The organism is Micromonospora musae (assembly GCF_003626545.1).
In the GTDB taxonomy this organism is placed as follows: Bacteria; Actinomycetota; Actinomycetes; order Mycobacteriales; family Micromonosporaceae; genus Micromonospora; species Micromonospora musae.
On the sequence record NZ_RAZS01000010.1, the window covers coordinates 17186 to 41957 of the forward strand.

A 24772-nucleotide genomic window follows, 5' to 3' on the forward strand; every position below is an offset into this window, starting at 1 on the left:
GTGACCAGACCGGCCCCCCTCGCCGGCGCCGGCCGGGTGGCCGGAGCAGCCGCGCTCATCGCCGTCCTCACCGTGGTCAGCCGCCTGGCGGGCTTCGGCCGCACGGCCGTCTTCACCTGGGTAATGGACAAGAGCGACCTGGGCGACATGTACGTGATCGCCAACACGGTCCCGAACATCATCTTCGAGATCGTCGCCGGTGGGGCCCTGGCGAGCCTGGTCGTACCGATGCTCGCCGGGCCGATCGCCGCCGGTGACCGGCGGGCGGTGGCCGCCACCACGGGCGCCCTGCTCACCTGGACGGTCACCCTGCTGGTGCCGCTGGCCGTGCTGGTCGCGGTCTTCGCCGGCCCGATCGTGGGACTGGTCAGCGAGGGACGCACCGACGCCGAACTCGCCACCGGCGCCCGAATGCTGCAGGTCTTCGCCCCGCAGTTGCCGCTCTACGGCATCGGGATCGTGCTCACCGGTGTGCTCCAGGCGCACCGCCGGTTCGCGTGGCCGGTGATCGCGCCGCTGCTGTCCAGCCTGACGGTGATCGTGGTCTACCTCGGTTTCGTCGGCACACAGGGGCGCGGAGCGAGCATCGGAGAGGCGAGTCGCGGGGGCGAGCTGATCCTGTCGGGCGGCACCACGCTGGGAGTGGTGGTGCTGTCGCTGTCACTGCTCATCCCGCTGCGGGGGCTACGCCTGCGCATACGCCCGGGTTACGCCTTCGCGCCGGACGCACGGGCGCGGATCCGGGCGCTCGCGGTGGCCGGGGCGGTCACCGTCACCGCCCAGCAGCTGGCCCTCGTGGTGGTGCTCAAACGGGTCTCCGGCGGCCCGACCGGCTCGCCGCAGGTGTTCAACCTGGCTCAGACGATGTACCTGCTGCCGTGGGCGGTGCTCGCGGTGCCGTTGGCCGTCGCCGCGTACCCGACGCTCGCCGCCGCGTCGGCCGGCGGGGACGAGCAGCGGTTCCGGGAGACGTTGTCATCGACCGTCCGGGGTGTGCTGCTGTTCAGCTGTCTCGGCGCGGCGGCGCTGGCCGGCACCGCCGGGCCGATCGGTGCCTTCTTCTATCGCGCGGATCCCGGTTCGACGGCGGCGGCCATCACCGGATTCGCGCCGGGGCTGATCGGGTACGGCCTCTTCGCGGTGCTTTCGCGCGCCCTCTACGCCCGCGGGGCGACCCGGCCGGCCACCGCGGCGATCACCGTGGGCTGGCTGGCCGTACCGGTCACGGCACTTCCGCTGGCCGCGCTCCTGCCCACCGGGGACCGGGTGTTGGCGGTGGCGTTGGCCAACTCGGTCGGGATGCTGCTGCTCGGCGGCCTGCTGGTCGTCGCGGTGCGGCGCACGGCGGGCTCCGCGGCGCTGGCCGGGACGCCCCGGGCGGCGGTGGCCGGGCTGCTCGGCGGGCTCGCCGGGGCCTTGGCCGGCGTGGGCGTGCTCCGCTGGCTCGACACGCCGGGCGACGGCACCCCGACGGTCGGGGCGGCACTCGGTCAGGGCATGCTGTCCGGAGTTCTGGTCGGCGTCGTGTTCCTCACCGTGGTCTGGCTCGTCGACCGGCAGGCCGTCCGACCGCTGCTCGCCGGGGTGCTGCGACGCCTGCGGCGCGGCGGTGGGCGGGAGAGCGCGGGCACGGCACGGGAACAGGACGGCAGCCCTCCGGAGCGGGGTGACGGGAAGGAGACGGTGTCCGGGTGAGCGCGGCGACGGAACCGACACCCGGCTGGCCGGGCAGCGTGGCGCTGCTGCTCGCCTCCAGCACCGGTGGCGTGGGTCAGCACGTCCGGTCGGTGGCCCGCGGGCTCGCCGCCGGGGGCGCCACGGTGCTGGTCTGCGGGCCGGCCGCCACCCAGGAGCAGTTCGACTTCACCGGCGTCGGCGCACGTTTCCAGCCGGTCGAGATCCCCGCCAAGCCCACCCCGGGCGACGCCCGGGCGGTCGCCGCCCTGCGCCGCGCCCTGGCCGGCACGCCGGTGGACGTGGTGCACGCGCACGGCCTGCGCGCGGGGCTGGTCGCGGTGCTCGCCCGGCCGGCGGCGCCCGTCGTGGTCACCTGGCACAACGCGGTCCTCGCCGGCGGTGTGCGCGGCGCCCTCTCCCGGCTCGTCGAGCGGATCGTCGCTCGTGGTGCCCGGGTCGCGCTCGGCGCCTCCGCCGACCTGGTCGACCGTGCCGCCGCGCTCGGCGCCGCCGACGCCCGGCTGGCCCCGGTCGCGGCCCCCACGTTGCCGGCCCCGCGCCGCCGCCGGGCCGCGGTCCGCGCCGAGTTCGGCGTCCGGGCCGAGCAGCCCCTCATCCTCTCGGTCGGCCGGCTGCACCCGCAGAAGCGGTACGACGTGTTGATCGACGCGGCGGCGCGCTGGCGGTCCCGCGACCCGGCGCCGGTCGTGGTGATCGCCGGTAGCGGTCCGGCGTACCTGCCGCTGGCCGCGCGGATCTCCGCGCAGCGGGCGCCGGTGACCCTGCTCGGTCACCGCACCGACGTGTCGGACCTGCTCGCCGGCGCCGACCTCGCCGTGGTCTCCAGCGACTGGGAGGCCCGCCAGCTCTTCGCGCAGGAGGCGCTGCGCGCCGGCATACCTCTGGTGGCGACCGCGGTCGGCGGCCTGCCGGACCTCGTCGGCGACGCGGCGTCGCTGGTGCCTCCCGGCGACGTTGACGCGATCGACGCCGCGGTGCGGGACCTCCTCGACGACCCGGACCGCCGGGCCGAACTGGGTCGCCGCGGTGCGGAGCACGCGGCCACCTGGCCCACCGAGGCGGACACCGTCGCCACCCTGGCGGCGCTCTACGCCGAGCTGACCGCCCGCCCCGGCCCCGCCGGCGCGGACGTCGACGCACCCGGGACGGGATCGCGCTGATGCTGCGCCGACTCGCCCCCGTCGTGCTGAGCCTGCTGGTGGTGGTGCTCGGCGTCACGGCGCTCGCGGCGCGGCCGCAGCGCAGCGCCCCGCCCCGCACCGCCGACTTCGTGGTCGTCGCCGGGGTCGCCGGCCTGCGCTGGGAGGACGTGGACCCGCGGACCACCCCCACGCTGTGGCGGATGGCCGAGCGGGGCTCGATCGGCTCCCTCTCGGTCCGCTCGGCGCACCGCCCCACCTGCCCGGAGGACGGCTGGTTGACCCTCGGTGCGGGCAGCTTCGCCTCGTGGAACGGCAACCGGCCCGCCGGCAGTTGCCCGCCACGGACGGTGGCGGTGGAGCGGCCCGATGGCACCGGGGCGAACCTGCCCGAGCAGGAGAGCGTGGTCCATTACAACCAGGAACAGCTGCCCTGGGGCGCCGTGCCCGGATCGCTCGCCGAGTCGGTGCGCTGTTCGGTGGCGGTCGGTCCCGGCGCGGCCGTGGCCGCCGCCCGTCCGTTCGGCCGGGTGGACCGGTACGCGCCGGCGCTGCCGGACGACCCGACCGCACTGCTCGGCTCGTGCGTGCTCAGCATCGTCGACCTCGGCACCGTAACGGGCAACACCAAGGAGCAGCGGGCGGCGGCGGCCCGTACCGCCGACGCGCAGCTGGCCCGGGTGCTCGCCGCCCGTCCGCCGCACTCGCTGGTGGTGGTCGCCGGGGTGTCGGACACCGACCGGTCGGCCCGGCTGCACGTGGCGGTGGCCGACGGCCCGGGCTGGGAGCGGGGCTGGCTGACCTCGGCGACCACCGGTCGCGACGGGTACCTGCAGCTCGTCGACCTGGCGCCGACGGCGCTGGCCGCGCTGGGCCGCCCGATGCCGGAGCGGCTCTTCGTGGGACGCCCGGCCTTCGCGGTCGACGGTCGTCCCGACCTGGCCGACGCGATCGCCAAGCCGCTGGACGCCGAGCGGGAGGCGGCGAACCAGCGGGGCGTCGCCGCCTGGTTCTACACGCTGCTCGCCGCGGCCCTGATGCTGCTGGCCGTGGTGGTGCTGCCGCTGCTGCGCAGGGCCCGCCGGCACGCCGGCCCGCACGGTCCGGCGCCGGTCCCGCAGCGGGTGGTGGCGGTGGTGGAGCTGCTCCTCGTCGCCGCTGCGCTCGCGGTGCCGGCCGCGCTGCTCGCCGACGCGGTGCCGTGGTGGCGGGCGGAGCGGCCCGGCCTGACGTTCGCCGGGGTGACCGCCCTGCTGGTGGTCGCCGGCACCGCCACGGTCCGGTTCGCGCGGGGTTACCACAGCACCCTCGGACCGTTGGGCGTGGTCGCCGGGCTCACCGCGCTCGTCGTGGGTGTCGACGTGCTGACCGGGGCGCGGCTGCAGCTCAACGGGGTGGTCGGCTACTCGGCGCAGGCGGGCGGCCGGTACGCGGGGCTCGGCACCGTCGGGCTGGGGGTCTTCCTGGCCGCCGCGTTGCTGAGCGCGGGCTGGCTCGCCCAGCAGGTACGCCGGGGCTGGCGGCCGGCGGTGATGGTGGGGGTCACCGGCCTCGCCGTGGTGATCATCGGCAGCCCGTACCTCGGCGCCGACCCGATCGGGGCGATCGCGTTGACCGCCGGGCTGAGCGTCGCGGCGGTGATCAGCGCCGGTGGCTGGCTGACGGTGAGCCGCCTGGCCTGGGCGGTGATGGCGGCGCTCGGGGTCACCATCGGTCTCGCGGTGCTGGACCTGCGCCGTCCGGCGGTGGAGCGGGGCAGCCTGGGCCGTTTCCTGGCCGCCTTCGGCGACGGCACCGGCGGGCTCACCCTGCACCGCTTCAGCACCGCCAACTTCGACACGCTGGTGAGCAGTCCGCTGACCGTGCTGGCCCTGGCCGGCGCGCTGCTGGTGTGGTTCGCCCTGCTGCAGCCCTGGGGTGGGCTGATGCGGCTCTTCGGCATCTACCCGGCGATGCGGGCGGCGATGGCCGGCACGGCGGTGGCGGCCGTCATCGGCGGTGTGCTCGGCAGCGTGGCGCTGGACGTGGCGGGCGCCGCGGCCGCGCTGGTGGTGCCGATGGCGGCGCTCGCCGCACTGCGGGTGCTGGATCACTCGACCGACCGGACCGTGCCGGCCACCGGCCGTCCCCGCCCGGTGGGCTCGGGGGTGGCCGGCGAGGACGGGCCGGGCGCCGACGGTGGCGGCGGCACCGGCGGCGACGGGCCGCTCGGCGACGGTGGACCGAGCGGCGCGGGTGGTACGACCGGCAGCCGGGGCGCCGGATCCGCCCCGTCCGGGACGGCGACGTCGGACGGGCCGGCCGGTGGCGCCGCCCCGGAAGCTACGGCCGCCTCGGCCGGGAACGTGGGCGAGGCCGCGGAGCCGGGAGAGGCCCGCGCCGACCGGCCGGGGACGGTTCCGGGACCACGACCGACGCCGGGTACGTCGCGCCAGGTGACCACCCGCTGACCGACCGTGCTCCGGCGCTCCGGCGTCGGCCGGTGACCTCGGTACGGGCTGCTTCCCCCCGCCGTCGAGGTGTTACCGTGGAATCCCGTGGATCGCGTGATCACTTTGCTGATCGGCTCGGCGTTCTGCACGACCGCTACGGACGACACGGGAGCAGGCCTTGGCCCCTTCAGCACGGACGACCAGGCACATTTTCGTCACCGGGGGCGTCGCCTCCTCGCTGGGTAAGGGGTTGACCGCCTCCAGTCTCGGCAATCTGCTCACCGCGCGTGGGCTTCGCGTGGTGATGCAGAAGCTCGACCCGTACCTGAACGTGGATCCGGGGACGATGAACCCGTTCCAGCACGGTGAGGTCTTCGTCACCGAGGACGGCGCCGAGACCGACCTCGACGTGGGGCACTACGAGCGGTTCCTCGACCGGGCGCTCTCCGGCAAGGCGAACGTCACCACCGGGCAGGTCTACTCGGAGGTGATCGCGAAGGAGCGGCGCGGCGAGTATCTGGGTGACACGGTGCAGGTGATCCCGCACATCACCAACGAGATCAAGGCGCGGATCCTGGGGATGGCCGACCCGGACGCCGACGGCCAGGTGCCGGACGTGGTGATCACCGAGGTGGGTGGCACGGTCGGTGACATCGAGTCGCTGCCGTTCCTGGAGGCGATCCGGCAGGTCCGCCACGACCTGGGCCGGGACAACTGCTTCTACCTGCACGTGTCGCTGGTGCCGTACCTGGCGCCGTCGGGGGAGTTGAAGACGAAGCCGACGCAGCACTCGGTGGCGCAGCTGCGCAGCATCGGTATCCAGCCCGACGCGCTGGTGCTGCGCTGCGACCGGGACATCCCGGACAAGGTGAAGGAGAAGCTGTCGCTGTACTGCGACGTGGACCGGGAGGCGGTCACCGCCGCTCCGGACGCGCCGAGCATCTACGACATTCCGAAGGTGCTGCACCGTGAGGGCCTGGACGCGTACGTGGTGCGCCGGCTCGGGTTGTCGTTCCGGGACGTGGACTGGGCCAGCTGGGACGACCTGCTGGAGCGGGTGCACCAGCCGCGGCACACGGTGACCGTCGCGTTGGTCGGCAAGTACGTCGACCTGCCGGACGCGTACCTGTCGGTCAGTGAGGCGATCCGGGCGGCCGGGTTCGGTCACCGGGCGCGGGTGCAGCTGCGGTGGGTGCCCAGCGACGAGTGCGTGACCCCGGCCGGGGCGGCTGCCGCCCTCGCGGGCGTGGACGGCATCGTGATCCCGGGTGGGTTCGGGGTCCGCGGCATCGAGGGCAAGATCGGCGCTTCCCGGTACGCCCGGGACAACCGCATCCCGCTGCTCGGGCTCTGCCTCGGCCTGCAGTGCATGACGATCGACGTGGCCCGGCACCTGGCCGGCCTCGACGCCGCGAACAGCCTGGAGTTCGACGAGAACGCCCGCCACCCGGTGATCGCCACGATGGCCGACCAGCAGGACATCGTCGCCGGCAAGGGCGACCTGGGCGGCACCATGCGCCTGGGCGCGTACCCGGCGAAGCTCACCGACGGTTCCATCGTCGCCGAAGCGTACGGTTCCACCGAGATCAGCGAGCGACACCGGCACCGCTACGAGGTGAACAACGCCTACCGCGACAAGCTCACCAAGGCCGGCCTGCGCATCTCCGGCACCTCCCCGGACGGCCGCCTCGTCGAGTTCATCGAACTCGACCGCAAGGTCCACCCGTTCTTCGTCGCCACCCAGGCCCACCCGGAGCTGAAGAGCCGGCCGACCCGACCGCACCCGCTCTTCGCCTCGTTCGTCAAGGCCGCGATCACCTACTCCCAGGCCGACCAGCTCCCGGTCGACCTGGACGCGCCCGCCGCCGAGCAGGCGGCCCGCAACGGGGCCGCGGCGAAGGCGGCGTCGTCGTCGTGAGCGCCGTCGAGCACCGCTACGAGGTCCGTTCCCGCCAGCAGCGCTGGTCCGGCCGGATCTTCGACGTGGTCACCGAGGAGGTGACCATGCCGGGCGGCGGAACCGGGCTGCGCGACATCGTCCGGCACGTCGGCGCGGTGGCCGTGGTGGCGCTCGACGACGCCGGCCAGGTCGTGCTGATCCGGCAGTACCGGCATCCGGTCGGGCGGCACCTGTGGGAACTGCCCGCCGGGCTGATGGACGTCTCCGGTGAGGACCTGCCCGCCGCGGCGGCGCGGGAACTGGCCGAGGAGGCGGACCTGACCGCCGGGCGGATGGACGTGCTGGTCGACCTGCACAGCTCGCCGGGGTTCACCAACGAACTGGTCCGGGTCTTCCTGGCCCGGGACCTGGCCGACGTGCCGCCCGAGCAGCGGCACGAGCGGCGCGACGAGGAGGCCGACCTGCAGGTCGTACGGATCGACCTGGACGAGGCGGTCGCCATGGTGCTGGCCGGTGAGATCACCAACGCGTCCTGCGTGGCCGGGCTGCTCGCCGCGGCTCGGGCCCGCGACGCCGGCTGGTCGCTGCTGCGGAGGGCGGATGCGCCGCTGGTGCGCTGACCCGGGAGTTTCGCAATGAGAAGGGGCCGTGCGGTACGCCGCACGGCCCCTTTCCTTTCGCCGGGTGTCAGTCGCGCAGCGGGCGACCCTGCCCGTCGGTACCGCCGTTGACCAGGATCAGGATGCCGTCGATGAGGCCCCAGAGGGCGCCCAGACCGCAGGTCACGAAGCTCACGACGAGCTGGAGGACTGCGATCTTGGTGTGGCCGGTGTAGAACCGACCGGCACCGAACGTGCCGAGCAGGATGCCGAGGATGCCGGCCACAACCTTGCTCTTGTCGGAAACGCCCTGGGGATATCCGGGTCCCTGGGGGTACCCGGGCTGGTAAGGAGGAGTGGTCATGAGCGGACACCCTAGTGATCCACAGCCGTCCTGTCCGCAGCGGCACCCCGGTGATGGGACGATGAGGACCGAACACTGTCCTGACGGCTGATGCCGACATCCACCGCCGACCCGGGTCGACACCTGACAGTCCGTCAGCGGGCTGCGGCACCGGATGTCACTCTGCTGGCCCGATCGGGGCCACGGCGCGCCTAGACTGCCGCCGGCGGGACCGGTGGACCGCGGCGGCAATGGGGCCGTCGCGCACCGCGCAGTCGGGGGAGCGCGCCGCCCCGAAGAGAGGTGTCTGCATCGTGAAGGTCGGAATCCCACGCGAGGTCAAGAACCACGAGTACCGCGTGGCGATCACGCCGGCGGGCGTCAACGAGTTCGTCCGCAGCGGTCACCAGGTCTTCGTCGAGGCCGGTGCCGGCGTCGGCTCCAGCATCAGCGACGACGACTTCGCCGCGGCCGGCGCCAAGATCCTGGCCACCGCCGACGAGGTGTGGGAGACCGCCGAGCTGGTGCTCAAGGTCAAGGAGCCGGTCGCCGAGGAGTACCACCGGATGCGCGAGGGGCAGGTGCTCTTCACCTACCTGCACCTGGCCGCGTCCAAGGAGTGCACCGACGCGCTGCTGGACCGCAAGGTGACCGGCATCGCGTACGAGACGGTGGAGCTGCCGGACCGGTCGCTGCCCCTGCTCGCCCCGATGTCCGAGGTGGCCGGCCGGCTCGCCCCGCAGGTCGGCGCGTACCACCTGCAGGCGCAGGGCGGCGGGCGCGGCATCCTCATGGGTGGCGTCTCCGGCGTGTACGCGGCCAAGACCGTGGTCATCGGCGCCGGCGTGTCCGGCATGAACGCCGCGGCCATCGCGCTCGGCCTGCAGGCCGAGGTGCTGCTGCTGGACAAGAACGTCGGGCGGCTGCGCCAGGCCGACGCCATTTACCGGGGCCACCTGCAGACGGTCGCCTCCAACGCGTACGAGGTCGAGCGCGCCGTGCTCGACGCGGACCTGGTCATCGGCGCGGTGCTGGTGCCCGGCGCCAAGGCCCCGACGCTGATCTCCAACGAGCTGGTCTCCCGGATGAAGCCGGGCAGCGTGCTCGTCGACATCTCGATCGACCAGGGCGGTTGCTTCGAGGACTCCCGGCCCACCACGCACGCGGAGCCGACGTACCGGGTGCACAACTCGATCTTCTACTGCGTGGCGAACATGCCCGGCGCGGTGCCGCACACCAGCACGTACGCGCTGACCAACGTCACCCTGCCGTACGCCCTGGAGCTGGCGAACCAGGGTTGGCGGGAGGCGCTGCGCCGCGACCCGGCGCTGGCGCTGGGCCTGAACACCCACGACGGTCAGGTCACGTACGGCCCGGTGGCCGAGGCGCACGGCATGGGCGTCCTCCCGCTGGCCGACGTGCTCGCCTGACGAGGCGACGGTCTGAGCGCAACGGCGGAGCGGGCCGGCGCGGGCGTGGAGCCCGCGCCGGCCCTGCGTCGTGCCGTACGCGGCTACCTCGACCACCTCACCGTCGAACGAGGACTGTCGGCGAACACGCTCGCCTCGTATCGCCGCGATCTGGAGCGCTACCTGGCGACCCTCGCCGATGCCGGCGTCACCGACCTCGCGTCGGTCGGCGCCGGCGTCGTCGAATCGCACCTGGCCCGGCTGCGCGGCGGAGACGACGACCATCCGCCACTGGCCGTCTCCTCGGCGGCCCGCGCCGCCAGCGCAGTGCGTGGACTGCACCGCTTCGCGCTGCGCGAAGGGCTGGCCGGCGCCGACCCGAGCCGGGACGTCCGCCCGCCGACGCCGCCGCGTCGGCTGCCCCGCGCCCTGTCGGTCGAGGACGTGCTCCGGTTGCTGGAGACCGCCGGCCCCGCCGCCGTGACCGGCGCGGCGGCGCCGCTCGTGCTGCGCGACCGGGCGCTGCTGGAGTTCCTGTACGGCACCGGGGCGCGGATCTCCGAGGCGGTCGGCGCCGCGGTGGACGATGTGGACCCGGACGAGGGCACGGTGCTGCTGCGCGGCAAGGGCGGCCGAACCCGGCTCGTGCCCGTCGGCGGGTACGCGGTCGAGGCGCTCCGGGCCTACCTGGTGCGGGCCCGGCCGACGCTGGCCAGGGCCGGGCGGGGAAGCTCCGGGGTCTTCCTGAACGCGCGCGGCGGTCCGCTCTCCCGGCAGGGGGCCTGGACGATCCTGCGCCGGGCCGCCGAACGGGCCGGGCTGCCGGTCGACGGCCCGGCCGCCGTCTCCCCGCACACGCTGCGCCACTCGTACGCCACCCACCTGCTCGACGGCGGCGCGGACGTGCGGGTGGTGCAGGAACTGCTCGGTCACGCCTCGGTGACCACCACCCAGGTGTACACACTCGTCACCGTCGAACGGTTGCGCGAGGTGTACGCCACGGCCCATCCACGGGCCCGCGGCTGACCGTCGCGCAGGTCGGGCCGGGCCCCGCCCGACACGCCGAACGGGTAATGAACCGCCTGCTGGCCGGTGGCGTACAGTCGGCATCGGCGCGGATCGCCTGGAGTTCTCGGGCCGGGGCGCGCAGCGGCGCCGCGAAGGACGTCGGAGGGCTCCGACGCCGGGTGGCTGTCGGGAGGGGGCAACGAGGACATGGCTGGCAACGAGGACCGTGCCGAGACGTGGACGTCGGAACTCCGTGAGCAGCAGGCCGCGCTCGGCAACGACCTCGGACCGGCAGATCCCGCCGCCTACACGATGCGCAAGCCGATCCCCGAGCCGATGCCCACCGACCGGCACGGACCGGCCCGGATCATCGCGATGGCGAACCAGAAGGGCGGCGTCGGCAAGACCACGACGACGATCAACCTGGGTGCCGCCCTCGCCGAGTACGGCCGCAAGGTGCTGCTCGTCGACTTCGACCCGCAGGGCGCGCTCTCGGTCGGGCTCGGGGTCAACCCGCACAACCTCGACCTGTCGGTCTACAACCTGCTCATGCAGGACGACGTCACGGCCGAGGATGTCCTGATCAAGACGGACGTGGCGGGGCTGCACCTGCTGCCGGCCAACATCGACCTCTCCGCCGCCGAGATCCAGCTGGTCAACGAGGTCGCCCGCGAGATGGCCCTGGCCCGGGTGCTGCGCTCGGTGCGCAAGGAGTACGACTACATCCTGATCGACTGCCAGCCGTCGCTGGGCCTGCTGGCCATCAACGCGCTGACCGTCGCGCACGGCGTGCTCATCCCGCTGGAGTGCGAGTTCTTCAGCCTGCGCGGGGTGGCGCTGCTGCTCGACACCATCGACAAGGTCCGCGAGCGGCTCAACTTCGACCTGGAGCTCGAGGGCATCCTCGCCACCATGTATGACAGCCGCACCACCCACTGCCGTCAGGTGCTCCAGCGGGTCGTGGAGGCGTTCGGCGACAAGGTCTACCAGACGGTGATCACCAAGACGGTCAAGTTCCCCGAGTCGACAGTCGCGGGTGCTCCGATCACCACGCTCGACCCGGCCTCGTCCGGCGCGCGCAACTACCGCCAGTTGGCCCGCGAGGTGATCGCCGCGCAGGCCGAGCGGTAGGTGCCGGTGCTCTTTCGCGCCCCGTCAACTACGGTCGTCGGGTGACCGCCCCGCCCCTCGACCAGCCTGCCGCGCCCGAGCAGCCGCCGTCCGGGTCCGCCGCCCGCCCCGGCGCCGCCGCGTCCGGTGCGCCGCGAGATCGGCCCTCGGGGGAGGCGGAATCGCCGGAGTCCGTACCGGGGCCGTCGGCCGGGTCGTCGGAGGGTGAGCCGGAGTCGGGGGGCGCGCTCCCGTCGGCCGGGTCCTCCGAGCCGGAGGGTGCGTCGTCGTCGGCGCCGGAGGGTGCGTCGTCGTCGGTCCCTGAGGGTGAGTCGTCGTCGCCGGAGGTGGCGTCGGAGGGTGAGTCGTCGGGGGAGAGCGGTGGTTTCACCGTCCGGCTGGCGAACTTCACCGGGCCGTTCGACCTGCTGCTGCAGCTCATCGGCAAACACAAGCTGGACGTCACCGAGGTGGCCCTGCACCAGGTCACCGACGAGTTCATCGCCTACATCCGGGCCATGGGCGACCAGTGGGACCTGGACGAGGCGAGCGAGTTCCTGCTCATCGCCGCGACCCTGCTGGATCTGAAGGCGGCCCGGCTGCTGCCCGCCGCCGACGTGGAGGACGAGGAGGATCTCGCCCTCCTGGAGGCGCGGGACCTGCTCTTCGCCCGGCTGCTGCAGTACAAGGCGTACAAGGAGGCCGCCGCGCACATCGCCGACCTGGAGGCGGTGGGCGGCCGGCGGTATCCGCGAGCGGTCTCCCTCGAACCCCGGTACGCCGAGGCGCTGCCCGAGCTCGTGCTCGGCATCGGCGCGGAGCGGCTGCGTACCCTCGTCATCCGGGCGATGACGCCGAAGCCGACGCCCGAGGTCTCCATCGCCCACGTGCACATGGTCCGGGTCAGCGTCCGCGAGCACGCGGCGATCATCAGCGATCGGCTGCGCCGGGCGGGCACCGCCACCTTCTCGACGCTCTGCGCCGACTGCGAGGCCACCCTGGAGGTGGTGGCCCGGTTCCTGGCCCTGCTGGAGCTCTACCGGGAGGGGCTGGTGGCCTTCGTCCAGGAGCAGGCGCTCGACGAGTTGACCGTCCGCTGGACGGGTCCCGCCGACGGCGGTCCGGACCTGCAGATCGACGAGTACGCCGGCACCCCCGCCGAACCCGGCACCCCGGCCGCAGCACCCGCTCCGGCTACCGCACCCGCCGGGCCTGGCGCCCCGGCCACCGTGCCGGCCGGCCCTGATGCCCCGGCTACCGCACTCGCCGGGCCTGGCGCCCCGGCTACCGCGCCTGCCGGACCTGGCACCCTGGCCACAGCGCCTGCCGAAGTCGGCGCCCCGGCTACCGCGCCTGCCGGACCTGGCACCCTGGCCACAGCGCCTGCCGAAGTCGGCGCTCCGGCCGCAGCACCTGCCGCCGCCGGGGATCCCGAGGCCGGCCCGACCGGCAGCCGCGACGTGGGCACGAGCGAGGATTGACGCGATGAGCAACGAGGAGTCCCGCAACTCACTGGCCGACCAGGCCGCCGCCTGGGTCCCGCCCTGGCAACGCCCCACCCCACCCCGGCAAACGGGCGACGAACAGCCCCGCCAGGAAGATCTTGGAACCGAAACGCCCCCAGAGGGGCCGAGTGTTTCCAAGATCGCGCAGGACACCGCAGTCGACGCCGATGCCGACGCCGACGCCGACGCCGACGCGGCAGCGGAGGCGGAGGCGGTGGATCTTGGAAACGCGGTGCCCGTGGAGGGGCCGCGAGTTTCCAAGATCGCGCAGGACACCGACACCGACACCGACACCGACGCCGGTGTCGGGGGCGTGGCGGGGGAGGGGGCGGCTGGTCGCGTACCCAAGAAGCAGCCGGGGGCTCGGCGGCGGGTGGTGGTGGCCCCGGAGCCCGCACCGGAGCTGGACGACGCCGAGCTGCGTGGGGCGCTCGAGGCGATCCTGCTGGTGGTGGACGAGCCGGTCGCCGAGGCGACCCTGGCCGAGGTGCTGGAGCAGCCGCCGGCCCGCGTCGGCGCGATGCTCGACCAGATCGCCGCCGGCTACACGGCCTCCGGGTACGGCTTCGAGCTGCGCCGGGCGGCCGGTGGCTGGCGTCTCTACACCCGGCCGGAATACGCCGGGTACGTGGAACGGTTCGTGTTGGAGGGGCAGTCGGTACGGCTGACCCAGGCTGCGCTGGAGACCCTCGCCGTGGTCGCCTACAAGCAGCCCGTCACCCGCTCGCGGATCTCGGCCATCCGGGGTGTCAACTGTGACGGGGTGATCCGTACCCTGGTCACCCGCGGCCTGGTGGAGGAGTGCGGAAGCGAGCCTGAGAGCGGCGCCTTCCTCTACCGCACCACCACCCTGTTCCTGGAGAAGCTGGGCTTGAACACGGTCGACGAGCTGCCGCCGCTCGCGCCGTTCCTGCCCGATGATGTGGAAGAGCTGAGCGATGCCACGCGATGACCGCACCACCCGCACCGACGTCCCGGAGGACGCCGAGCGCCTGCAGAAGGTGCTCGCCGCCGCCGGCGTGGGTTCCCGGCGCGCCTGCGAGGACCTGATCTTCCGCCGCCGGGTCACGGTGAACGGGCAGGTCGCGCAGCTCGGCGACAAGGTCGACCCGACCACCGCCGTGATCTTCGTCGACGGGGAACGGGTGGTCACCGACACCCGCCTCGTCTACCTGGCCATGAACAAGCCGCGCGGCGTCGTCTCCACGATGGCGGACGAGAAGGGTCGCACCGCGCTCGCCGACTTCCTCGGCAACCGGGTCGAGCAGCGCGTCTACCACGTCGGGCGGCTCGACGCCGACAGCGAGGGCCTGCTGCTGCTCACCAACGACGGGACGCTGGCGCACCGGCTCATGCACCCCTCGTACGGGGTGCCCAAGACGTACCTCTGTGAGGTGGCCGGGCCGATTCCGCGCAACCTCGGCAAGCGGCTGATGGCCGGGGTGGAGCTGGAGGACGGCCCCGCGAAGGTCGACTCCTTCCGGGTGGTGGACACGCTGGGGCGTAGCGCCCAGGTGGAGCTGACCCTGCACGAAGGGCGCAAGCACATCGTCCGGCGCATCCTGGGCGAGGTCGGACACCCGGTGTCCCGGCTGATTCGTACCTCGATCGGGCCGATCCGCCTCGGTGACCTGCGCGCCGGGCGGACCCGGCGACTCACCAACGCCGAGGTGGCAGCGCTGTTCAAGGCGGTGGGTGACTGACCCCGCCGGACGGGGTACGGCTGCCGGTAGGCTCCGTGGCGGTCGGGTGACGGTCGCGCGGTGGCGCGGGTCGCGCCCGGCGGCGTCGCGCGCGCTCCGCTCGGAGCGGCGGGCATCATTGACCAGGAACATCCGCTCACGGCGCCGGAAGGCCGGCGATCCGTGAGGTACGGGCTGAGGAGGACGACGGTGGAGGAAAACGAGCGGACCGGGCGGTGCGTGGTCGCTGTGGACGGGCCGTCCGGTTCGGGAAAGTCCACCGTCTCCCGGCGGCTGGCCGCCGGACTCGGTGCCCGCTACCTGGACACCGGGGCGATGTACCGGGCGATCACCTGGGCCGTGCTGCGCTCCGGCGTCGACCTCTCCGACGCGGAGGCCGTGGCCAAGGTCGCCCAGGAGGTGGACCTGCGCATCGGCACCGACCCGCAGGGGTACGGCGTGACCGCTGACGGTGTCAGCGTGGACGCGGAGATCCGCGGCCCCGGGGTGACCCAGGCGGTCTCCGCCGTGGCGGCCGTGCCGGCCGTCCGCGCGCTGCTCGTCGCCCGTCAGCAGGAGATGATCGTGAACGCCGGCCGGATCGTGGTCGAGGGCCGGGACATCGGCGCCGTGGTGGCGCCGGACGCCGACCTGAAGGTCTACCTGACCGCGTCCGAGGCGGCCCGGGCGGCCCGGCGCAGCGCCGAGGACGCCACCGACGCGGCGGTCACCGCCGCCGATCTGGCCCGCCGGGACCGCCTGGACTCGACCCGCCGGACCTCGCCGCTGCAGCAGGCGTCGGACGCGGTCGTGCTGGACACCACCGAGCTGGGCATCGACGAGGTAGTCCAGCAGTTGCACACCCTGCTCACCGAGCGGGGCGTGGCATGAGCGAGCCGGGCGGTTGGGTCGAGCTGCGGGAGCCGGACCTCGCCACTGAGGAGCCCACCGGTCCGCAGCCGGTGGTGGCGGTCGTCGGCCGACCGAACGTGGGCAAGTCGACGCTGGTCAACCGGATCATCGGCCGTCGGCAGGCGGTCGTCGAGGACGTCCCCGGGGTGACCCGGGACCGGGTTCCGTACGACGCCCAGTGGGCCGGCCGGGCGTTCACCGTTGTGGACACCGGCGGGTGGGAACCGGACGCGAAGGACCGGGCGGCGGCGATCGCCGCGCAGGCCGAGACGGCCGTGGCGACCGCGGACGTGGTGCTCTTCGTGGTCGACGCGATGGTCGGTTCGACCGATGTGGACGAGGCCGCGGTGAAGATGCTGCGGCGCAGCGCCAAGCCGGTCATCCTGGTGGCGAACAAGGCGGACAACACCTCCATCGAGATGGAGTCGACCTCGCTCTGGTCGCTCGGCCTGGGCGAGCCGATCCCGGTCTCCGCCCTGCACGGCCGAGGCTCCGGCGACCTGCTCGACGCGATCATGGAGGCGTTGCCCGAGGCCCCGGCGATCGTCGAGCACGGCCCGCGCGGCCCACGCCGGGTGGCGCTGGTCGGCCGACCGAACGTGGGCAAGTCCAGCCTGCTGAACCGCTTCTCGGGTGAGCAGCGGGCGGTTGTCGACTCGGTCGCCGGCACCACCGTCGACCCGGTGGACAGCCTGGTGCAGATCGGCGGCGAGACCTGGCACCTGGTCGACACGGCCGGGCTGCGCAAGCGGGTCGGCAAGGCCAGCGGCACCGAGTATTACGCGAGCCTGCGTACCGCCTCGGCCATCGAGGCGGCCGAGGTCGCTGTGGTGCTGCTCGACGCGAGCGAGCCGATCAGCGAGCAGGACCAGCGGATCCTGTCGATGGTCACCGAGGCCGGCCGGGCCCTGGTGATCGCCTTCAACAAGTGGGACCTGGTCGACGCCGACCGCCGGTACTACCTGGACAAGGAGATCGACCGGGAGCTGCGCCGGATTCCCTGGGCGATCCGGCTCAACCTGTCGGCGCTGACCGGCCGCGCGGTCGACAAACTGGCGTCGTCGCTGCACACGGCCCTCGACAGCTGGGAGACCCGGATCCCGACGTCGCGGCTCAACCAGTGGCTCACGGCGCTCGTGCAGGCCACCCCGCACCCGGTGCGAGGCGGTCGGGCACCGCGCATCCTCTTCGCCACCCAGGCCGGCGCGGCCCCGCCGCGCTTCGTGCTCTTCACCACCGGGCCGCTGGACGCCGGCTACCAGCGGTTCGTCGAGCGCAAGCTGCGCGAGGAGTTCGGCTTCGAGGGCAGCCCCATCGAGATCTCGGTACGCCCGCGCAAGAAGGTCGGCCCCGGCGGCCGCGGCAAGGCGCACGGCTGACCACCGGATCCGTCAACGGGCCGGGTCGAGATTCCTCGACCCGGCCCGCGTCTTTTGGGAATCATCCCGCCCCACCCGCCTTGCTTGCTTGATCCACTCGACTTCATTGAAGTCGGCCCAACCGACCCGCGTGGACACCCCGCCTTCATGGACCCCGAGTGGATCAGTCACACCCGCCCACCTATCTTCCTAGGACGCCTTAGCGGTGGTGCGGTCGGTCACGCCGCCCGCAGGGGCGAGGAACCCTACGGGGCCGGTGGGGCCTGTGCGGACGGCGTGAGGAACCTGCGCTAAGCTGTACCGGCTGCCGCAGGGGAGACCACGCGGGAGCATCGGGACGTGGCGCAGCTTGGTAGCGCACTTGACTGGGGGTCAAGGGGTCGTCGGTTCGAATCCGGCCGTCCCGACGCAGGTTAGAAGCCATCTGGATTCTTCCAGGTGGCTTTTTCTGATCTTGTACGGCAGCGAAGTACAGCAACGGCTCATTGATCGAGGCTCTCGCCGCACTTCCGCAGGGCCTCGCGGATCGCCTTGGATGAGACCTGGCTGTTGATCTCCATTGTGATCGAGAAGTCTGCGTGTCTCAGGATCGCCATGGCGACCCGGGGATGTACGTCCAGGTCGACCCGGAGTGAACCGCAGGTGGCCGGGCATCGTGGACCGTGATCTTAGGAACGCCGCCGCTGGCGATGCGGCTGTCGTAGGAGCGGTTGAAGTTCCGCGGCTCGACCGGCAGTCCGTAGCGGGTCGTGAAGATCATGCCCGTGTCGTGTCGTGCCATGCCTCGCCAGCCTTCTCCTTGGCAGCCGCCTGTTGCCGATCGCGGAGTCGCAGCGCGGTGACGCAGATGGCCGGCAGCGGTAGGCGAGCGTCGGACTCCTCGGTCTTGGTGGCCCGGTGCAGGAGCTGGCCGCGTACCCGCTGGAGCTGCTTGTCGATGACGAGGTTGATGCCGTGGTTGTCACGGCACTGCTCGCAGAAATGCTCGCCGTGTGGGGTGCACGGCTTGTTCCAGCCATCCCACTGGATGTGGTCCCAGGTGAGCCCGAGGACTTCTCCCTTGCGTAGGCCGAGCACGAGGACCAGGACGTAGGCGGCGTACAGGTAGTCGTCGCCATCGCGCGACGATTCCAGGAAGGCGCGGGCTTCTTCACTGCTCCACGATTTTCCCTTTCGGGCGCGGATCGGCGGAAGCTTCACGAGCGCCGCCACGTTCTTGACAACCAGCTCCTCCACGACGGCTTGGGTAAGCGCCGAGCGGAGCACCGCGCGGATGCCCTTGACGGTCCGAGCTGAGGGAAGGTCTTGGCAGCACCGGTCAACCGCGCAGCATCTCCGGTTCTCCGGTGGCCGACGTTCGTCCTTCCCCTGGGAGCAGCACTGGCACGTCTTGGCTACCTTGTTCAGCCAGGTCTGCACGTCCCGTACGGACAGCCGACCGTCGAGCCGCTTGGCGCCGAGGCCGGGAACGACCTGCATCCTCGACGCCAACGGCTCCGGGCGGCGCAGCAGCGTCGGCGTCGACAGGTTTCGCCGCAGCGTTGAGCAGGAGCGGCAGGCGGAGGGCATCCTGCCAAAGACTCGCCCGCTGGACCGTCAGGTCATCCACACCACAAGCCAACCCGATCAAGACTGCCCGTGTCTAGATCGCAACCCGATGTGATGAGCTTTTGAGCCGCGGCGGTGGTCTAACGGTGACCGGTGGGTGGACGGCCCAACTAGGACGGTTCCAGCGAGAGTGCCAATCGATTACTCCAGCCCGACCGTACGCCGATGTGTCCCCGGCCTTGGTGTTTGCCGCATTCCATCCAGTTCAGGCAATCTACTTTCCGTCCGACGGTTGACGCGGATCGTGAGCACCGGATAAGCAGGACGCCTCACCGTACCGATCCAACCAGAGGGACCCTTGTTCACGACTGTTGCCGGCGTCGCGGCGTCTCTGACCATGCTTGCCGGACCCGCCGCCCCAGCACCCACAGCTACCGCCAATGATGGCCGGAAGGCCTACTGTGCCTTCCTTGCCCACCGGCAAGCCTTGGCCGACGCTGCGGCGGCCCTTGCACTGACGTCGCCGGGTCCAACGCCGAGTTTCGTCGTGCCCGGCGCAGGGATGATGTCGTTCGAAGACTGGCACCGGACGCACCCGCAGGACTTCGACCGTGCTTGCGATGCCCTAATCGCGGCAAACCGCCTTGATTCCGGGACCCCTCCCGTAAAACCGGCCAGCACAACCATGAACCTGTGGACGGTTCTAATTTCCGCAGTCATCGGCGCGTTCCTCACGCTGTTGGGCGGCGAGTGGAAATCGCGCCGCGACCGGCAGGCGCAAGCGGCGCAGGCGCTCCGGGGTGCGGCCGCCGCCTTCGCCCGGGAAGGCAACGCGATGGTTCGGACCTTGACCGCGCCGATGGCACAGGCAGATGACAGCACGTACTACGCCGCGAGGGACGAACTCGCCAGCAAGCTGCACGAGGCCGACACCGTACGCGGCTCTGCCCTGAGCAGGACGCTGCTCGAGGAAATCCTCAGCATCAAAGCCACTGCGGTTGTGGCCCGGTGGCCCGATGACGCCGCAGCCAGAAGGGCTAGACAGCAGGAGGCGGTGCAGTGGTTGACCGCTGTCGTGGCCGACGCGATGCGCGTTGCGGCAGTCGTCCAGCGCCCGTGGCCGTGGCGCGGCCCGCAGTCGATGGCGCGGGCCAGGCAGCTCGGTGCTTAAGGCAGATGACCGAGATGAGGAGCGGATCTTGACAGCGAATCCCTTCGTTGTGCCGCAGCGAGGTTGGGACGACCGGCGGCCGCTGTGCCCGTGGAAGCACGCGGAACACAACGCCTACTACGTGCCGGTCGACCACACCGAGGAGGCGTTCCGTGACTTCTGCAATAAGGTCGGCGATCCCGCTACGTCGGTCAATCGGTCGACGATGATCGTGGCCGTAGGCGGTGAGGGCTGCGGCAAGACGGCCTTGCTGCATCGCTGTGCGCACTGGCTCGACGCCGAGTTGCGGAGCTGCAAGATCGACAGCGTTATCGTCGACCTCACCGATGAGACCGGCCTCGGCCTCGCGTCGGACGCGAGGCTGGTGCACTGGACCGAACGGCTCGTCGACCGGATCGCGATCAAGAACGTGCTGAAGTCGACGTTGCAGAAGGAGCTGTCCGATCGCAAGAGTGACCCACGGAGCGCTCTGCCGCTTCTTGGAGACCTGCTCGAAAACATCCCAAAGGTGCTCCACGTAATCCTGCCTGGCATCGAGTTCCTGGCCGAGGCCACCGTCCTTGCGAGTTTGGCCCGGCCCTACCTAAACCTCTATACCGAATGCACGAGCGAGGATCTGCGGAGATCGCTCAGGATGCCAGGTACACCCGGTCTCGACTCAGTTGTCGAACTGGAAGTTGGGGTCCTCAGCGTGGAGGACGGATGGGTCTTCGTTCAAAGCCGGCTGGCAGCGGCGGCGCTGGCTGCGACGGCCCCGACGATCGACGAGGCAACGGTACGGCGCTACATGGAAGAACGGATAAAGGGCCGGGGCACCACGACTATCCGTGAGCTGAACCTCATCTGCGCTGCGGTTTTCGCCGATGCGCAAGGCAACTCTCGCCCAGCCATCGAATTCAGTGACTTCTCAGCCTACTACCTGAGGAACGGTGTACTGTGAATCGCCCGAGTACCACTAATCCGTTCCCCTCATCCGCGGTCGCCCGATTCTCATCGCTCGACGCCGACCCACTGCCCACGGTATCGACGGACGCGGTACGACGTGCGGCATCGCTACTAGATGAATACCTCGTACGAGGCGCGGTTGAAGGCGAAACTGGCAGAGGCGCCGTCGTCGCCATCGTTGGCGAATACGGCACAGGGAAGACGCACCTTGCCTTGACTATGCTGCATCGCCTGGCTCTAACAGGAGACGTTAAGAGCCTTTATCTCGATGTGCCGGCTGACAGTTTCCTGGCGCTGTACCGGGAGCGATTCATCCCACGGCTCAGCCGCGGCGAAGTGCGACGGACAATCGAGGACTATTACGCCGACATTGTAGCGGAAGACCTCGAGGACTCGGATTTGACCCGTCCGCTGGCCCACGAACTAAGGGCCCGTGCGGTGGAACCGCTTGCGTTAGTGCGTCGGGTCGGTTTGATGGAAACCAAGTATCAGGAACTTCTCACCGGTCGACTCCGAGAGATCACCGAAGATCCGTCGTTTGGGGTGGCGTTAGCGCTGTTCCTTCGGCCCGAATTCGAGGCGGCCGTGTGGGAGTGGCTCTGTGGGAATCCCGCTGACTCGGCCTTGGTCGAGCGTGGCGTGGTGAGCACACTCGACACGGACGCCAACGCGTTGCAAGCAATGGGCGTGATTGCCCTGCTCTACGGCGGCCAGCGGCGGCGTTTCGTTGTGGTCTTCGACGAGATGGAGAAGATCCTCCGTGACAACTCCCCTGCCGAGCAGGCGGAGGGGGTACTTGCGGCATTTAAGCGTATGCTAGAAATCTTCTCCAAGACCGGGGCGCTGCTAATCCTCTGCGGACTGCCCGACTTCCTGGAGGCCCTGCCAGACGACTCTCGTCAGCGGATCTCCGTAATCATCAAACCCGATCGATTGAGGGCCGAGGATGCGGTCCGGTTCATCCAGGATTTCAACGAACTCAGCACGGGTGAGCGTACCCTCAAGCCGTTCTCTACCGACGTGGCCGCGTATCTAGCGGATCTGTCCGGCGGCAACGCTCGACGATTGGTGCGGCTTTGCTTCTATGCCTACGCGGACGCAGCGGGCAAGACGGTCACTCGCGCGATCGTACGGGAGGTTGCACGTGAACAGTTTGAGCTCGTCAGTCAAGATGATCTTCGCGGTGATATCGTCCGCGTCCTGAACCGAAATGGCTGGCGATTCGAGACTAACATTACGGTGACTACTGGAAAGAGCAAGAGAAAGGTCGACTATTGGATTCCCGTCGGGGATGGCGGTTGCGCAATTCTGTTGACTCAGTCGGTTCTGCAGAAGGCTGATGCGACGAACCTTGCCGCGATATCGCTGGGGTCTGAGAAGGGTCAGGCTCCATCGCCAATCAAAACCCTTTTGGTTGTCAACGGATATCTCAGTGAGGAGTTCCGCCCAGTCCTCGAACGACAGTTCGACACTATCGTTGCGCACAGCCCGCGCACTTTCGGCGATGACCTTGACGCCGCGCTTCAGGGTGCCGTCGCAAGGCTGGAAAAGGATGCCAGCGCGGTCTCCTTCGACACGCTTTCGGCCAAGCTAGATCAGAGCGTCCGCCAGAACAGGCTGCTGCTCAATAGGGTCGACCATCTCGCCGAACGGCTATTGGGGCAAGACGCGTTGCAGCTGGCTGTCGAGCGCGGGCTGACGTCGGTATTCTCGGCTCTAGCAGGCGGGCGTGCACCATCGTCGCGCTTTCCCGAAGTTGACAGATTCTTTGTAGAAGTCATCCGGCAATTTGACACATTTCCACGGTTCCAGGAGTTGGCCAGGCATACGCTGGACGATCACCAACTCCGAACGCTTCTTCTGTTGGAGGGCATGCGGGCAGCGGTGGAGTCGTTTCGGGAAGCAGCGATGAACTTGCTTGCCGCGGATATCGATGCCACTCCTCTAGTGGAACTTTGTCGACAACACGACCAAGTCGCGCAGCAGTTTCGTTTGCTCTTAAGTCCTCGCGGCCTCGACGATCTTCAGGGTGTCTCGGGACGGAGTTCGAAGCATCTCGATGTAGACCGTCTGCTCGATAGTTTGATGATACTTGCGCGCAGGGTGTATGACACTGTCGAAGAAGCTAGGCATATGCAAGACCACCTGCGCTAGTGACTAGATACCGTCGCCTTGGTGAGTGAATGCGAGGAGCGGACAGCTGGAGGCGCGTGCAGAACAGCTGACGCAGGACGCAGCTGCCGGCGCGCGCCCTAGTAATTTGCAACAGATCCAGCAATCCAGGGGCGAAAGGGTGGCCGCCGACGCAAGGTCCTGTCATAGCCGATGAGCGCGCGGGGGCGGGATTGCGGGGTCGCAGCGGCCGTGTGTGCCGCTGTGGTTCCTAGTCTGTTTTCCAGGCACCCGAACTCCGACTCCTGAGGAGAGCGTCATGATCGCTACAGGCAAGCGTGAGGCTTCTGCTCATTTTCCGCTGGCGTTAGGAACCCGAGCATCCACAACGGGCCGGTCGACCTAGTGGGCACTGGCCTTGATGAAATCGGGACGTCCTGAGAAACGGGCGGGGCCTGACCCGTCCCGATACAACCGACATGCGGCGATCGGCGCGCTGAGGTGTCGTAGATCATTTGGCGGACGATTGTCGCACATTAGTCGACGGAGGACCCGATGTAATCCGATGCTTGTGAGGACTTTCTGTACGGGATCAAGGCGGCCCGCGTCGCGGGCCGCTCGCGCCGCCGAACCTGGGCCGGGCCAATGGCCCGCCGCCGCGCCTCTGGCCTTCGGCCGCCAGCGCGTCGGTTATAGCCCGCCGGCGGCGCGACATACGACGAAGCCCCGGGCCGCCATGGGTACTGGCAGATCCGGGGCCTTTATGTTGGCCGGCACAAGGACAGTGCCTCCGGCGGCGTTCTCGGGCACTCCGGGATGGTTGGCGCCATCCCGACAACCTTCGTCCGGGCAGAGCCGAGTGGGTGGGACCGGCCCGGTCAAGGTCGTTCAGACGGTGGTGTGCTCCACCTTGACCGGGCCGGCCCCACCCACTCCACAGCGTACGGACGAAGGCCGACGGGATGGCTAGCGGGCGTTGCGGGCGAGGGCCCGCGCCAAGAGGTCATCGTCCCGAGAGTCATTCCAGGTAATGGCCTCGACGCCGCCTCCGGCGGGCGACAATCCCGCGTTGAAGGCCCGAGCGTCCTCGGATAAAGGAGCATTCGTGATCAGTAGGAAGCCACCATCGAAGCCGGACCGCCGAGCTTTAGCGGCTGCATGCTCGATGTCTCGTGCTCCCAGTGATCCCCGGCGACGTAGCTTGACCTGGACGTTGACCTTCCCGGCGCCTACCTGGACGCGGGCGTCGACGCCTCTGTCCCCCGGGCCGGGCCGGTGAGTGGGATCGATCGAGGCTCCGGTTCGCCGCATTGCGTCGATGACCGCAGCCTCGTAGACCAGCTCTGGAAGCGCGCTCACCTGAGGGGTGATTGTCTCTACGGCCTCGGCAACTGCCGCGGCGACCTCCGGAGGCTGCTCCTGGGCTGCCCTCTCGACTACGCGTACGGCTCGCCGTCGGAGAGCGTCAAGCTCGATGCTGCTGTCGCCGTGCCCCAAGCGGCGGAGCGGCGTTCCCTGCACTCCAACCAGCAAGAACACTGCACCGATGAGAAGCAGGATCGCTGTCCCTGCTTGGTTGTCGGAAGAGAAAACTGCCCAACCGCCGACGCCAGTGCCAGCGAGCCCGAAGACGATGGCAGCTACGCGAGTGCGGCTGGAAAGGCCGTCAGAGGACTCTTCGTCTCCGTCGTGAGGGTCTTTCTCTTCAGTCGGTTCGGTCACGGCTGCCCACCCTAACTACGCGATGCAAGGCACTTGGCCTCCAAGAGAAGCCGAGCAACGACGGCGGGGGAGTGGGCTGGGGGACCGGATGGTGGTAGCTCGTGGCAGCGGTACAGCAGCGATGTACAGCAACCGACGACACCGAGTGGAACCACCGC

At 70.5% G+C, this 24772-nt stretch carries 18 protein-coding genes, 1 tRNA gene and 1 pseudogene; 17 read left to right on the forward strand and 3 right to left on the reverse strand.

The window, feature by feature from the left end; translation table 11 throughout:
• The 5 genes from murJ to D7147_RS24565 all read left to right on the forward strand — a co-directional run bounded on the left by murJ (position 1) and on the right by D7147_RS24565 (position 7789).
• Positions 1 to 1695 carry a murein biosynthesis integral membrane protein MurJ gene (gene murJ / locus D7147_RS24545; protein ID WP_120681990.1) on the forward strand — a complete coding sequence of 565 codons (1695 nt, stop codon included), beginning with the start codon at positions 1 to 3 and terminating at the stop codon, positions 1693 to 1695.
• Complete coding sequence (locus tag D7147_RS24550) at positions 1692 to 2858, forward strand: glycosyltransferase family 4 protein (protein WP_120681676.1); 1167 nt, start codon at positions 1692 to 1694, stop codon at positions 2856 to 2858. The genes murJ and D7147_RS24550 overlap by 4 nt, the downstream gene beginning before the upstream one ends.
• Positions 2858 to 5287, forward strand: coding sequence for a hypothetical protein (locus D7147_RS24555; protein WP_233563401.1), 2430 nt, complete (start codon positions 2858 to 2860; stop codon positions 5285 to 5287). Before D7147_RS24550 ends, D7147_RS24555 begins: the two co-directional genes overlap by 1 nt.
• A 160-nt stretch (positions 5288 to 5447) precedes the next feature.
• A complete protein-coding gene (locus D7147_RS24560) occupies positions 5448 to 7187 on the forward strand; it encodes a CTP synthase (protein ID WP_120681678.1) in 1740 nt (579 codons plus the stop codon).
• On the forward strand, positions 7184 to 7789 hold the full coding sequence (locus D7147_RS24565; RefSeq protein WP_120681680.1) for an NUDIX domain-containing protein: 606 nt from the start codon (positions 7184 to 7186) through the stop codon (positions 7787 to 7789). The genes D7147_RS24560 and D7147_RS24565 overlap by 4 nt, the downstream gene beginning before the upstream one ends.
• 67 nt (positions 7790 to 7856) lie before the next feature.
• Here D7147_RS24565 and D7147_RS24570 read toward each other — a convergent pair whose 3' ends face one another.
• Positions 7857 to 8195, reverse strand: a complete 339-nt coding sequence (locus D7147_RS24570) for a TM2 domain-containing protein (RefSeq protein WP_325050690.1) — start codon at positions 8193 to 8195, stop codon at positions 7857 to 7859.
• A 230-nt stretch (positions 8196 to 8425) separates the two neighbouring features.
• On the opposite strand from D7147_RS24570, the gene ald reads away from it, so the two are divergent.
• The 9 genes from ald to D7147_RS24620 all read left to right on the forward strand — a co-directional run bounded on the left by ald (position 8426) and on the right by D7147_RS24620 (position 17523).
• On the forward strand, positions 8426 to 9541 hold the full coding sequence (gene ald, locus D7147_RS24575) for an alanine dehydrogenase (protein WP_120681992.1): 1116 nt from the start codon (positions 8426 to 8428) through the stop codon (positions 9539 to 9541).
• 12 nt (positions 9542 to 9553) lie between these two features.
• A complete protein-coding gene (locus D7147_RS24580) occupies positions 9554 to 10546 on the forward strand; it encodes a site-specific tyrosine recombinase XerD (RefSeq protein ID WP_120681684.1) in 993 nt (330 codons plus the stop codon).
• A gap of 189 nt (positions 10547 to 10735) precedes the next feature.
• Positions 10736 to 11659 (forward strand): ParA family protein, encoded by a 924-nt coding sequence (locus tag D7147_RS24585; RefSeq protein WP_120681686.1) that lies wholly within the window; start codon positions 10736 to 10738, stop codon positions 11657 to 11659.
• Between the two features lie 326 nt (positions 11660 to 11985).
• Complete coding sequence (locus D7147_RS24595) at positions 11986 to 13119, forward strand: segregation and condensation protein A (protein ID WP_120681690.1); 1134 nt, start codon at positions 11986 to 11988, stop codon at positions 13117 to 13119.
• 4 nt (positions 13120 to 13123) lie between these two features.
• On the forward strand, positions 13124 to 14095 hold the full coding sequence (gene scpB / locus D7147_RS24600; RefSeq protein ID WP_120681692.1) for an SMC-Scp complex subunit ScpB: 972 nt from the start codon (positions 13124 to 13126) through the stop codon (positions 14093 to 14095).
• A complete protein-coding gene (locus D7147_RS24605; RefSeq protein ID WP_120681693.1) occupies positions 14082 to 14846 on the forward strand; it encodes a pseudouridine synthase in 765 nt (254 codons plus the stop codon). Before scpB ends, D7147_RS24605 begins: the two co-directional genes overlap by 14 nt.
• A 189-nt stretch (positions 14847 to 15035) precedes the next feature.
• Positions 15036 to 15716, forward strand: coding sequence for a (d)CMP kinase (gene cmk / locus D7147_RS24610; protein WP_120681695.1), 681 nt, complete (start codon positions 15036 to 15038; stop codon positions 15714 to 15716).
• A complete protein-coding gene (der, locus tag D7147_RS24615) occupies positions 15713 to 17116 on the forward strand; it encodes a ribosome biogenesis GTPase Der (RefSeq protein WP_120681697.1) in 1404 nt (467 codons plus the stop codon). Before cmk ends, der begins: the two co-directional genes overlap by 4 nt.
• 333 nt (positions 17117 to 17449) lie before the next feature.
• Positions 17450 to 17523 (forward strand) — tRNA-Pro (locus tag D7147_RS24620).
• A 75-nt stretch (positions 17524 to 17598) separates the two neighbouring features.
• On the opposite strand, the pseudogene D7147_RS33575 reads toward D7147_RS24620, so the two are convergent.
• Positions 17599 to 18601: pseudogene (locus D7147_RS33575) on the reverse strand (tyrosine-type recombinase/integrase); the annotation flags it as partial.
• A 628-nt stretch (positions 18602 to 19229) separates the two neighbouring features.
• On the opposite strand from D7147_RS33575, the gene D7147_RS24635 reads away from it, so the two are divergent.
• The 3 genes from D7147_RS24635 (at position 19230) to D7147_RS24645 (ending at position 22934) form a co-directional block, all read left to right on the forward strand.
• The gene (locus D7147_RS24635; RefSeq protein ID WP_147437439.1) at positions 19230 to 19835 is read left to right on the forward strand and encodes a hypothetical protein; all 606 of its coding nucleotides are present in this window, start codon (positions 19230 to 19232) and stop codon (positions 19833 to 19835) included.
• Positions 19836 to 19863: 28 nt separating this feature from the next.
• Entirely contained in the window at positions 19864 to 20775 is a 912-nt protein-coding gene (locus tag D7147_RS24640; RefSeq protein ID WP_147437440.1) for a hypothetical protein, read from the forward strand.
• Positions 20776 to 20999: 224 nt separating this feature from the next.
• Positions 21000 to 22934 carry a hypothetical protein gene (locus D7147_RS24645; RefSeq protein WP_147437441.1) on the forward strand — a complete coding sequence of 645 codons (1935 nt, stop codon included), beginning with the start codon at positions 21000 to 21002 and terminating at the stop codon, positions 22932 to 22934.
• 924 nt (positions 22935 to 23858) lie between these two features.
• Here D7147_RS24645 and D7147_RS24650 read toward each other — a convergent pair.
• The gene (locus D7147_RS24650) at positions 23859 to 24614 is read right to left on the reverse strand and encodes a restriction endonuclease (protein WP_147437442.1); all 756 of its coding nucleotides are present in this window, start codon (positions 24612 to 24614) and stop codon (positions 23859 to 23861) included.
• Positions 24615 to 24772 lie beyond the last annotated feature (158 nt).